The sequence below is a fragment of the Raineya sp. genome, assembly GCF_053497555.1.
The window spans coordinates 1-11,982 of the sequence record NZ_JBRCWE010000050.1 but is presented as its reverse complement, the minus strand read 5'-3'; the positions used below and the strand labels follow the sequence as shown (position 1 = coordinate 11,982).

At 38.9% G+C, this 11,982-nt stretch carries 8 protein-coding genes; 2 read left to right on the top strand and 6 right to left on the bottom strand.

Features of this window, described 5'->3' with window-relative positions; translation table 11 throughout:
- Positions 1 to 49: 49 nt before the first annotated feature.
- Positions 50 to 1,750 (bottom strand): phospho-sugar mutase, encoded by a 1,701-nt coding sequence (locus tag ACWITO_RS06210; RefSeq protein WP_448529135.1) that lies wholly within the window; start codon positions 1,748 to 1,750, stop codon positions 50 to 52.
- Between the two features lie 119 nt (positions 1,751 to 1,869).
- Between ACWITO_RS06210 and ACWITO_RS06205 the strand changes: the two genes are divergently transcribed.
- Positions 1,870 to 5,157 carry a CHAT domain-containing tetratricopeptide repeat protein gene (locus tag ACWITO_RS06205; protein ID WP_448529134.1) on the top strand — a complete coding sequence of 1,096 codons (3,288 nt, stop codon included), beginning with the start codon at positions 1,870 to 1,872 and terminating at the stop codon, positions 5,155 to 5,157.
- 141 nt (positions 5,158 to 5,298) lie between these two features.
- Positions 5,299 to 6,084: a DUF2490 domain-containing protein gene (locus tag ACWITO_RS06200; RefSeq protein WP_448529133.1), complete on the top strand. Its 786-nt coding sequence runs from the start codon at positions 5,299 to 5,301 to the stop codon at positions 6,082 to 6,084.
- 139 nt (positions 6,085 to 6,223) lie between these two features.
- Here ACWITO_RS06200 and ACWITO_RS06195 read toward each other — a convergent pair whose 3' ends face one another.
- The 5 genes from ACWITO_RS06195 to ACWITO_RS06175 form a co-directional block, all read right to left on the bottom strand.
- Entirely contained in the window at positions 6,224 to 6,379 is a 156-nt protein-coding gene (locus tag ACWITO_RS06195; protein ID WP_101359474.1) for a DUF4295 domain-containing protein, read from the bottom strand.
- An 18-nt stretch (positions 6,380 to 6,397) separates the two neighbouring features.
- Positions 6,398 to 6,583 (bottom strand): 50S ribosomal protein L33, encoded by a 186-nt coding sequence (gene rpmG / locus ACWITO_RS06190; RefSeq protein ID WP_448529132.1) that lies wholly within the window; start codon positions 6,581 to 6,583, stop codon positions 6,398 to 6,400.
- Between the two features lie 88 nt (positions 6,584 to 6,671).
- Complete coding sequence (locus ACWITO_RS06185; protein WP_448529131.1) at positions 6,672 to 9,275, bottom strand: PAS domain-containing protein; 2,604 nt, start codon at positions 9,273 to 9,275, stop codon at positions 6,672 to 6,674.
- A gap of 181 nt (positions 9,276 to 9,456) precedes the next feature.
- Positions 9,457 to 11,592 carry a tail fiber domain-containing protein gene (locus ACWITO_RS06180; RefSeq protein WP_448529130.1) on the bottom strand — a complete coding sequence of 712 codons (2,136 nt, stop codon included), beginning with the start codon at positions 11,590 to 11,592 and terminating at the stop codon, positions 9,457 to 9,459.
- 174 nt (positions 11,593 to 11,766) lie between these two features.
- A partial coding sequence (locus tag ACWITO_RS06175) for a hypothetical protein (RefSeq protein ID WP_448529129.1) occupies positions 11,767 to 11,982 on the bottom strand: 216 nt, incomplete at its 5' end.

Below are 11,982 nucleotides of genomic sequence, written 5' to 3'. Positions count from 1 at the left end.
GAAAAATTCTAAATTGCGATTTTCTATTTTAATCTTTTACAAACTAACCTCAAATACCCAAATCTTGCTTGATAGCTTTGATTTTTTCTTGTAAAGTTTTCTGAATTTGCTGAGTGTTTTCTTGAAAATCTGTTTTGAGGTTAAAATAAAACTTGATTTTGGGTTCTGTACCCGAAGGGCGAACAGAAATTTTTGTGCCATCGGCAGTGAAAAACTGCAAAACATTTGATTTTTCGTCAAAATCCAACTTTTGCTCCTGATTTCTCTGCAAGTCTTTTTCCGTAAGGCTCTGATAATCTTTTACTTTCAGAATAGGCGAGCCTGCAAGCATTTGAGGGGGATTCTGACGAAAACTTGTCATCATATTCCTGATTTCTTCCATTCCTGCAATGCCTTTTTTGGTAAGTGAAACTAGGGCGTCCTCGTACCAGCCAAATTCTTTGTAAATATGCAAAAGCATAGCGTATAAACTACCGTAGTTTTCTTGTGCGTAGGCGGTCATTTCAGCAATAAGGGCACAGGCAGAAATGCCGTCTTTATCTCTGACAAAATCACCTATCAAATAACCATAACTCTCTTCGCAACCCGCTATGTAGGTAGTTTTTCCTTCATTTTCACGCATTACAGAGGCTATGTATTTGAAGCCCGTGTAGGTATTGTAACACTTTACACCAAACTTTTCTGCAATGGCATCAATGAGTTCGGTAGTAACGATAGTTTTCACAATGTATTCTTTACCTTGCAGTTTCTCAAGTTTTTGCCACATTGTAAGCAAATAATACATCAGAAGCACCCCTGTTTGGTTGCCATTGAGCAAAACGAAATTGCCTTGCAAGTCTTTTACAGCAATACCTACTCGGTCGGCATCGGGGTCGTTGGCAAGCACCAAATCAGCATTGATTTGTTTTGCCTTTTGCAGGGCAAGTGTGAGAGCTTCGGCTTCTTCGGGATTCGGATATACAACCGTAGGGAAATTTCCATCGGGTTCGGCTTGTTCTTGAACGATATGAACATTCTGAAAGCCAAATCTTTCCAAAACTTTGGGAACAAGCGTAATACCTGTGCCGTGTAGGGCAGTATAAACGATGTTCAGATTTTTATACTTTTGGTTCAAATCGGCATTGAGCGAAAGTTTTTGCACTTCTTGAAGGTATATTTCGTCAAAAGTTTCATCAATATAAGAAATGAGGTGGCTTTGAGGATTGAAACAGATGTCCTGAATTTTTACTTTCTTGACTTCGGCAATAACACCTTCGTCGTGAGGTTTGACGAGTTGAGAGCCATCAGCCCAATAGGCTTTGTAGCCATTATACTCTTTGGGGTTATGCGAAGCAGTAAGCATCACACCACTCTGGCAACCCAAATGGCGAATAGCAAAAGAAAGCAAAGGCGTAGGACGTAAAGATTGAAACATAAATACTTGCAAACCATTTGCCGAAAAAATATCAGCTACAATTTGAGCAAACTCTCGGCTTTGTTTGCGGCTATCATAAGAAATAGCAACTTTGATAGGTTCGGTAAAGGTTTTTTTCAAATAATTGGCAAGTCCTTGGGTAGCAAGTCCAACGGTGTATTTATTCATTCGGTTGGTGCCAATTCCCATAATGCCTCGCAAGCCCCCCGTGCCAAATTCTAAATCTTGAAAAAAGGCTTCTTGCAATTCTTGTGGGGCATTTTGTTGCATTTCTGCAATGATTTGGCGAGTGGCTATATCGGTATGAGCGAGCCATTCTTGGATACGTTCTTGCATACAATTTACTGAATTTTGGTACAAAATTTGATTTGCACAAAAATACAAAATTCGTTTTTCTTTACGAATTACCCCAAACTTTTTGTAAATTTGGAAACTTCACTAATTCAAAAGCACCGATGAAACACCTATCTACTTTAGTATTATTTTGCTTGCTTTCTTTTGCAACCTTTGCTCAAAAATGGCAAGAATTGAACGAGCAAGGCAGGCAACTTCGCAAAGAAAAAAAGTATAACGAGGCAATCAGTGCCTTTGAAAAGGCACTCGCCAAATTAGAGCCTAAAAGTAAAAATTATGCGATTGTGATGAATAATTTGGCTCTTACGTATGATGATATGCAGAACTTTGCCAAAGCCGAAGAGTGCTATAAGCGTGCCGCTGATATTTACAAAGCTACCGTAGGCGAAAAAGATGCCAATTATATCACTACCATTGAAAACTTGGGCTATCTGTACCAACAGCAAGGTAAATTTACTTTGGCAGAAGAGTATTATTCGCAGGCTTTGGCTCTCAATAAAGAAGTGCTTGGCACAAAAGACCCTCGCTATGCAGAGGCTCTGGAAAGTCTTGCCAAACTTGCCGAAAAAGCAGGCAAACGCGACCGAGCCGAAGCCCTCTACATTGAGCATCTCAAATTGCAGAAAGATAATTTAGGAGAAAAGAACCCTGCGTACGCGGCGGCTATGGAGAATTTGGCTAAATTTTATCAGAATGAGGGTAAATTTACGCTTGCCGAAGATTATTTCAAAGATGTTATCAAAATTCGCAAGCGAAATAAGCAAGAGCAAAGCCCCGAATATGCCAATACACTCAATAATTTAGCTATTCTCTACAAAGTTTCGGGCAGACCCGCCCTTGCCGAAACTACTTACGAAGAGGCTCTGGGCATTTACAAAACAACTTTGGGCGAAAAAAGCTCGGCGTATGCCACAATAGTAAAAAACTTGGCTGATTTGTACTTTATGCAAGCCAAATATGCCAAAGCTGAGGAGTATTACAAAATTTCCCGAAATATTATCAGAGAAAACGTAGGTGATAAGCACCCCGATTATGCCCTTGCTCTGAAAGATTTGGGTAAAATTTATTACATTCGTAGCGAGTACGCCGAAGCAGAAAAGGTTTTTACACAAGCCATAGACATTCTAAAAGTACGTGGCAAGAACAATCGGGAGTATGCCTCGCTTATCAATGATTTGGCAAACATTTATCGTATGCAAGGGCTTTTGGATAAAGCAGAACCTTTGCTCGCAGAGGCTATTCAAATCAACAAAGAAATTTACGGCACCAAGCACCCCGATTATGCTCGTTCATTGTACAATTTGGCTCTCTTGTATGCTCGTAAAGATGGACAAAGCGAACGAGTTGAAAAAATGTATCAGGAAGCCCTTGCCGCTTGCCGCGATAACCCAGCCGATGCCCAACTCTATAGCTCAGTGCTGAATGCCCTTGCCAATATTTACAACAACAAAGGCGAATTTGAAAAGGCGGAGCCACTCTATCAAGAAGGCTTAAAAATTGCAAGAAAAAATTTAGGTAAAAAACACCCCGCGTATGCACGCTCTTTGAACAATTTGGCTGTAATGTACCGACAGAAAGCTAAATTTGAAAAAGCGATTGAACTTTTTACCGAAGTAGCTCAAATCCGAAAAGAAACCTTGGGCGAAAAGCATTTAGAATATGGCAGAACTTTACGTAATATCGCCGAATTGTATTACGTTCAAAAACAATACGAAAAAGCCGAGCCCTACTACACAGAAGCTAATCGCATTTTTTTAGACCAAATTCGCAAAAACTTTGCTACGCTTTCTGAAAAAGAAAAGGAAGTTTTTTTCAAGTATTTTCAGCAATCTTTTGTGATGTTCCATTCTTTTATGCTCTTGCGTAAAGATGCTAACTCCAATTTGATAGAAGAAGCCTACAACAACCAGCTGGCTATCAAAGGAATTATGCTTTCGGAGCAAAATCGCTTGCGAAATATTATTCTCAAAGGCAAAGACCAAGAACTGACTCGCCTTTATCAAAAATGGCAAGCTAAAAAAGATTCTTTGGCTCAAATTTATATGAAAAACAATGAAACTGATAGTGTGCGTATCAATACAGAACCTTTGGAAAAAGAAATAGAGGAAATAGAAAAGCAACTTTCGCTCAAATCGGCACTTTTTGCTCAAACCCAACAAAAAAAATTTACCACTTTCAAAGAAGTGCAAAGTGCCTTAGGACTAGACGAGGTAGCGGTAGAAATTGTGCGTTTTCAAAAATTTGACTACCGATTTACAGACAGCATTTATTACGTGGCTTTTGTAGCGTCCAAGAACTATGCCAAGCCGCAGTTAGCTTTCTTATGGCGTACTACCCCGAAAATAGAGCAAGAAGAACTTGCGTTTTATCGCAATTCTATTCGTACCCGCAAAGAGGATTTGGCATCTTACGACCTATTTTGGAAGCCTATTGAACAGAGAATTCGTGAAATCAATCCCAATGCTAAAAAAGTATATTTAGCTTGTGATGGGGTGTATTATGCTATCAATCCGAATACACTTTTGAACCCTGAAACTAAAAAATATTTGATAGATGAACGCCCCGTGCAGATTGTAATTAGTACCCGAGATGTAGTAAAATTAAAGAATAGCTCACAGAATTTTACTTTGAAAAATGCTATCTTGTTGGGCTATCCCGACTACGAAGAAGATGAGGCAGATGGGGTTACAGCCCCTTTGGATACGCTTAGATTAGCCGAATTAGATGATATGACCCGCTACCGAAGCACTGTTGTAAATTTGCCCGGTACCAAAAAAGAAGTAGAAGCTATTGAAAAAATCTTAAAAACTAAAAACATAGAGGCTCAAAAACTTACAGACAAAAAGGCGAATGAAAGAAGCATAAAAGATGCTCATAGCCCAAGTATTTTGCATATAGCTACTCACGGCTATTTCTTGGAAGATATAGAAGAAGATTTGAACGAGGCAAAAACAGGGGAAAACAAAATAAAAAATCTCAATCCGCTCATTCGTTCAGGGCTTTTGTTGGCGGGGGTACAAAAAACCTTGCGAAAAGAAAAAAAGCCTAATGAAGATGGAATGCTCACAGCTTTTGAGGCACAGACCATAGATTTAGGCGAAACGGATTTGGTTGTTCTTTCAGCTTGTGAAACAGGGGCAGGGGAAGTAAAAAATACCGAAGGAATTTTCGGCTTACAAAGGGCTTTTCAAGTGGCGGGTGCTAATGCTGTGGTTACCAGCCTCTGGAAGGTAGATGATGCCGCTACGGAGTTTCTGATGACCAATTTCTATGCTTCTTGGTTAAAAGGAGCAAATAAATATGATGCTCTGCATAATGCAATGAAAGAAACTCGCAAAAAATTCCCACAACCTTACTTTTGGGGGGCTTTTGTAATGGTAAATAATTAGTCCTTCTTGCTTGCTTGCTTTGTGAGTGGCAAAGTCGCTACAATAGCGACCTTGCCGCTTGCCATAATTTTTTATTTAACACAAATTACAAAAATAAAAATATATGTTTATATTTGTGATTATTTTTCAAAATATAACCTTATGAGATACAGAAATAATTTTTTCGCATTTTTTATCTTATTTTTTTCGTTTGGTTTTGCTTTGGCTCAAAATGGGCGAACCAATGAGTATAATACCATAGGCTGGTACAACTATTTTGGCACTTTTGGGCTTTCTAAAACTTGGAGCATCCATACTGAATATCAGTGGCGGCGTACCGAATGGATAAACGCTTGGCAACAAAGCCTCTTGCGTGTAGGGTTGAATTACCAATTGCACCCCAAAGTACAGCTAAGAGTTGGCTACGGCTGGATTGAAACTTTTCCGTATAGCCAAACGCCTATCAATACTTTTGGCAAAGATTTTACGGAACATCGGCTTTTTCAGGCGGTTACACTCACAGATAAACTGCCTCGTGTAGATGTTTTGCATCGTTTTATGTTGGAACAAAGGTGGCTCGGGGCTTACTCTGATGCAACTTTGCAAAAAGAAGATAGGTATATTTTCCTCAATCGTTTGCGATATATGTTTCGCTTACAAGCACCACTCGCAAAAGAGCCGAATACTGCATTTCCTTATGCGGCTATTTATGATGAAATTTTTATAGGCTTTGGAAAAAATTTAGGTGAAAATATTTTTGACCAAAATCGTTTGGGAATACTGCTTGGCTATCAGTTTGATAAGCGTTTCAAAGTAGAAGGTGGATTTTTTAATCAGATACTCTTGCTGGGTAGGGAAGTGAATGGCGTAAATATCTTGCAAAACAATACGGGTATTATCCTAAACGCTATCTTTAACATTTCTTTGCAAAAATCTACCCAAGATTAAAAGTAATGTTTTTGTCTAATTTGATTTGCATCAGGAAAACAGGAAGCAGGAAAAAGGATTCGGCACACCTGAACGTAAATCATTACGACTAAAAAACAAAAACCTATAAGAGTTGAGCTATTCTTATAGGTTTTGTGTTTTACTTCAAGGTTTCTTTCACTTGGTCAAGGGGTACGATTTCTTCTTTGAAGATATATGCCCCTGTTTTTTCAGACTTTACTGCCTTGATTACTTTTGCAAAGTTTTTGGCATTGGGGTCTTCTTTTTTCAAGGTCGCAACTACTTTCTTTGCCATTGCTGTAAGGTTTTAAGGTTACTTAATTTCTTTGTGAATAGTGTACCTTTTGAGAATAGGGTTGTATTTTCTCAATTCCAAGCGTTCAGGGGTATTTTTTTTATTTTTGGTAGTAACATAACGAGACATACCCGGCATACCCGATGCTTTGTGTTCGGTACATTCTAAAATTACTTGCACACGATTTTCTTTTTTCTTCGCCATTGCCGTAAAATTTTAATTTTTTGTATGCTTTTTCCAAATGAGTGGCAAAGATACAAAAAAAATTTTAATGCACAATTTTTTTGTAAAATTATTGTTGATTTTTCTCTTCCAAAAGTTGCAGTTTTCTTTCCAAATATTTTACCTTATCTTCCAGTTGAATTTCTTTCACTTTGCTTTCGGTAATATCTGTTCCTACCCAAAAAATACTTTCAATTTCGCCTTTTTTATCTTTTACGCTAGCAATGACCATTTTTACATAACGGAAACCAAAATCAGCAGTTTTGAGCACTACCAGACCTTCGGCGATACTTCGGTTTTCAAGCTCGGCAAGTAGCGACTTGTAGTCCCAACGTCCTAAAATTACTTCGTCTATGTGGTGCCCGATGTAATCCAATTTGGCAATTTTGAGGTCGTTCATTGCATATTCGTTCATATCTTTGATATGCAAATGGCTATCGGTTTCAAAAACCAAAAAGGAATGTTCAAGCACGGTATTTTTGAAGCCCGCTGTTTTTTGATTTTCTTGGTCGCGAACTTCTTGCAACATTTTGCTTGTAATATCAGTACAAACACAAGTTACTTTTTGTAAATTGCCTTCCTTATCCAAAACAGGGAAAAATGAGGCTCTCATCCAAATTTCAGAGCCATTTTTGCGTAAGCGTTTGATAACTTTTTCAATATAATTGCCTTGCGAAAGTTGAGCCCAAGCCAAACTAAACTCGGCAGGGTCGGAATCTTTGGGGGCATAAAAACTGCGGTGTTGCCCAATAACTTCTCGGCGAGTATAGCCTGTAATTTCCAGAAAGTTATCATTGACATCAATAAAATAGCCGTGCCTATCCAATTCGGCAACAATAGTAGCTTTCTGAATAGCTTGCACGAAAGCCGCCATATCGGCGTTGCGTTGTTCAAGTGCCTCTCTGTCGGCTATGAGCTGAGCCATACTTTGCTCCATAGCCACTTTTTGAGCCGACATTTGCTCTATCTCTTGGCTGGAAGATGCCAGCAATAGACGTGTTTCTTCATTGGATTTGATAGAAGAAATAGCAGAAGCAATATCTTCGGCAATCACCTCTAAAAAGTTCTTTTCAGTTTCGGTAAGTAGGTTGAGTGAAGCTACTTCCAATACCCCAAACACCTCGCCGCTTACTTTGATAGGCACAAGTAAAATAGAACGAGGAGCCTCTTCGCCCAAACCCGAAGCAATATGAATGTAATCTTTGGGAACTTTGAGCAAATAAATACTTTCGCCTTCTTGCCAGCATTGCCCAACAAGCCCTTGTCCTACATAAATTTGTTGTTTGATATATTTCTTTTTATCCAAAGCATAAGCCGATTTTAGCTCTAAATAAGGGGTTTCGCCTTCACTACTGCTGCTAATAATGTAAATGCCGCCATATTGTCCTTTTACATATTTTACGGCATTGCGAACCAAATTATCATAAAGCTTTTGAGGGTTTTCGGTATCGCGGAGAATATCGGCAAAGAGCGTGAGTCCTTCGTTGAGCCAGTTTCGGATATTTTCTTGCTCCGATACGTTTTTCAGACCTTCTTGCATTTGCAAGAAAGCTGTTCCGAGTACGCCCTTATCATCAAATACGTGCAGTTGGGTTTCAAAGTTCCCTTGCCCGATTTGCTTGGCAAGTTCTTGGGTTTGAGATAGTTCGTAAGTGAGTTTTTCTATTTTACGCAAAATGGGGAGGGTTTCATCTTTTTCACCTTGCCACTGAATTTTGGGTAGATTGCCCTCGGCAAGTGAAAGCAAGTATTCATCAACTTCTTGCAAACGCTTGTGTATTTTTTGGTTGATGTCTTTTCCTTTCCAATACACTACTGCTATCATCAGCAGAATAAACAAAATGCCAGCAATAATGAGTAAATTATTGTGCAAATCAAGGTATTCACGCTCTAAACGAATTTGCTCTTTTCTGCCTTTGATGAGGCGGTCAATATCGGTATAAATTTTTTGTGTGATTTCAAGGATTTGCTTTTGATAGAGTTGTTTAGCATTTTCGGAAAGAACTACAAAGCGTTCAGCGTCCATTTTTGCCCCCGAAGTTGTTTCAAAAGTTTGTGCATCTTTCCCTCTAACTATTTCTACACCTTCGATGGAAGCCTCTATATCGGTATTAGCAAAAGCAGATTTGCTATCAAAAGTAGCTTCTTGTTGCTCTTCAGTGATATTGATACGTGTAGTATCGGAAGTAGCAAAATTCCCACCTGTAAAACTACCCCCTTCACGTTCTTGCTCTTCTACAATTCGGGAAATACTTCGCTGATAGCGTCTTAACTTTTCCAAATCGGTAAGGAGTGTAGCATAATCGGTTCTATCTTCCAAGAGCTTCCATTCTTTTTCATAACGCCCCAGTGTATCGGTTGTAGCTTTAATGAAGTAATTCCATATATTTTCCCTTTCAGAAGCAAATAGTGGATTTCTGTAAATCAGTTGGCTTTGCAATGCCGAATTGGTTTGTGTTACATATCCTTTGAGGGCTTCTAATTGCTCTTGCGAAGGATAAGCAATGCTGATGAGGTAACGTTCTCTTTCGGCAAGCTGGCTCATACGCCAAAGGAATAGACCTGTTGCCAGAGCAAATAAAGCAAACACAAGGAGCAGACCGCCTACTATTTTTCTGCGTAAAGTATAATGGGGGCTTGTAAAGAAGTTAAAGATTGTATTCTTGCGAGCCATTGCTACGATTCAAGAGGTTTGAGCGATTGAATATCCAAAAGTTTAACGCTGATTTTTGCAAATCTACAAAAATCAAGTTTAGTTCATTTTCCAAAGATACAGAAATCTTTTGGTGATTTGCAAATTTTATGAAAAAAACAAAATCCCGAAACGAAATTTCGGGATTTTGAAAAGAGTTTGACTATTTTTTACGAGGTTCAGGCACTATGGGTGGTTCGTCTTGTCCTGGCATTTTTTTCAGTGCCTCTTTTTTGGCTTCTGCTTCCACCTTGGCTCTCATTTGACGTTCTTTTTCTAAAACTTCTTTTTCTCTTTCAAGTTTATCACGAATAGTAGCTTTGGGGAGTTTTACTTTATTAACCAAATCTTGTCTTTCAGTAGGAGTATGTTCTATTTTAAGGTCATCATACAAATTTTCTTTTACTTGTGCCATTGCAATCCAATTGACTTGTACAGGTTGAGAGAAGTTATTAACACGCACTCGGAAGCCCGTAGCATCTTGGGAAATGATACTCACTACTGCCGCCTGCCCAATAGGGGTAACTGTAACTACGGGAGTAACACTAGGGTTTAGGTTTTTCTTGAATTCTGCATTGAAGGGAACAAAAACTTCACTACTATTTAGGCTTGTTACACCAAAGTCGCTGATATTTTTGTGAACTTCTTGCATACGATTCTGTTTGGCATCAAGTTCTTTTACAGCATTAATTGTTACGTAGTGCAAAGCATCAGGGTTGTAGCTATAATATTCTTTGATGCTTGCTAAATCAGAGGGTTTGTCATTGACTTCAAAAGTGCTAATAGTGTAAGGAGCTACTTCCTTCATTTCTTGAGCTATAATACCTATTCCATATTCGCCGTTAGGGGTTCGAGCTTTTCCGTTATATCTAAAATAGACTGGCTTTATTTTACGCAAAACACTTAAACCATCTTTGAAAGTATTTACATCATCTTTTAAACGGGCATCAGAGGGGACAGACCAAGAGCCACCTGTTGGTTTAGCAGCCGAGTTATTAAACAGTTGTAAGTCAAAGCCACTATCTGCATTATATTTTATAGTAACATTGTCTGAAAAGTCAGTAGAGGCATTGAAGTCTCTCGTAAATTCAATACTTCCAATTCCTATTTGGGTACCAGTAGACGCATTATTCCTAAAACTAGCAACGGTCACAGCAGATAAAGAAGGGTCATATACTTCAAGCCTAGTTGCAATAGGTAGCACAGAGGCACCTATATTTAATAAACCATCACCTCTTAGCTGCATTCTTTCTGTTGTACCAGTGTACCAACGATAGCTATAGGTGCTGGTTGCTTCAGGTACACTATACCATTGAGAAAAACCTTGCATACCAATAGCGTAATCAACGCTTGTACCACTTATTTGAGGATATAAAACAATTTTTGTTCCATTACTGCGAGTAGTAGTAGTAGGGGCGGCAACTCCGTTGGTATTGAAACGAATCATATTAGAAGTAGCACTATTAAGGAAAAGACGTGCATTGGTTCCTCCCATTTCAACAAGTTCACTTGGAGCAGTGGCGGCAATACCAACATTTCCCCCCATAAATATTCCAGCGTATCCCAAACCTCCTCCATCAGCGTACAATGCTTGGTCACCACCAATACTAGAGGGCAGAGTTGTACCTAAACCCGCATAAATCCCCGTGGCGTACCAAGAGTTAGCTTGTTCGGCAATACCTGTAACACCGATGGCATAACCCCAAGTTCCGCTTCCTCCACGTGCTTGCCCTACGATAGCTCTATTTTGATAATCGGTAAATGTGCTTGTTTGCCTTGAAAACACATAGAGCGTAGATTTGTTTGCGTCATTGTTCTCCTCTAAATGAAGCAGCTCAGTAGGTAGGTTAGGGGCTAAGCCTATACCAACATCTCCATTGCTTCTTACTCGCAAACGTTCAAGGTTATTGGTACGCAATACAAAATCTACGTTGTCGGTTGTTCCTAAAAAATTGGTGGCGGGATTAGTTCCTGCATTTCCTGTAAGTAGCCAGCCTGCCTCTGCACTAAGCCTTCGCCAAGTGGTGGTGGGAGTATCATAAAACCAAAATCCTCTTTCGGTAAGCGTTCCATCGGTTTGGTACACAAGCAAACTATTATTAGGAGTGGTGATAGCCAATCGTTGGGCTTGTGTCATACGAGGAAGAAGGAAACCTTTGCGTGGCAGAGAGGTTGTAGAATTGACATCTAACATTGCTGAACTATGCGGAGCGGAGCCATCGTCATTGATGCCTACCCCTTGAGCCTTCACTTGTCCCCACAAGCAAACAAAGGCTGTTAGTAAATAAAGTTTTTTCATAAGCCTTGCATTTTACTATGAAAAGATGAGTAATGTTTTTGTGCAAAAGTAATAAAATTTTTGCAAATGCAAAATATTGTTTTGTGATTATGCAAAAAAATAAGATAAAAGTTTTATTTAAGTATTATTGATGAACTTTTATCTTATTTTCAAAATATGAGAATGATGTAATATTTACTTTCCTGCATTTATTTTTTGTTGCATAAGTTCATTTTTGATAGCTTCTATGTCGGCTTTCATCTTTTCTATTTCTGCTTTTTGACTTTTTAGAGTTTTATTTTCTGCTTCCAATGCTTCAATTCTTTGTTTTTGGTTTTCGATGAGTTTTTGTTGTTCTTGGATAGCTTTTATCATGGGCATCATAAAATCTACATACCGCAGGCTATACAC

Bases quoted from the DNA above. Each gene is read 5' to 3' on its own strand.
- rpmG (WP_448529132.1), bottom strand. From the start codon at position 6,583: ATGGCGAAGAAAAAAGAAAATCGTGTGCAAGTAATTTTAGAATGTACC.
- ACWITO_RS06185 (WP_448529131.1), bottom strand. From the start codon at position 9,275: ATGGCTCGCAAGAATACAATCTTTAACTTCTTTACAAGCCCCCATTAT.
- ACWITO_RS06180 (WP_448529130.1), bottom strand. From the start codon at position 11,592: ATGAAAAAACTTTATTTACTAACAGCCTTTGTTTGCTTGTGGGGACAA.
- ACWITO_RS06195 (WP_101359474.1), bottom strand. From the start codon at position 6,379: ATGGCAAAGAAAGTAGTTGCGACCTTGAAAAAAGAAGACCCCAATGCC.
- ACWITO_RS06205 (WP_448529134.1), top strand. From the start codon at position 1,870: ATGAAACACCTATCTACTTTAGTATTATTTTGCTTGCTTTCTTTTGCA.
- ACWITO_RS06210 (WP_448529135.1), bottom strand. From the start codon at position 1,750: ATGCAAGAACGTATCCAAGAATGGCTCGCTCATACCGATATAGCCACT.
- ACWITO_RS06200 (WP_448529133.1), top strand. From the start codon at position 5,299: ATGAGATACAGAAATAATTTTTTCGCATTTTTTATCTTATTTTTTTCG.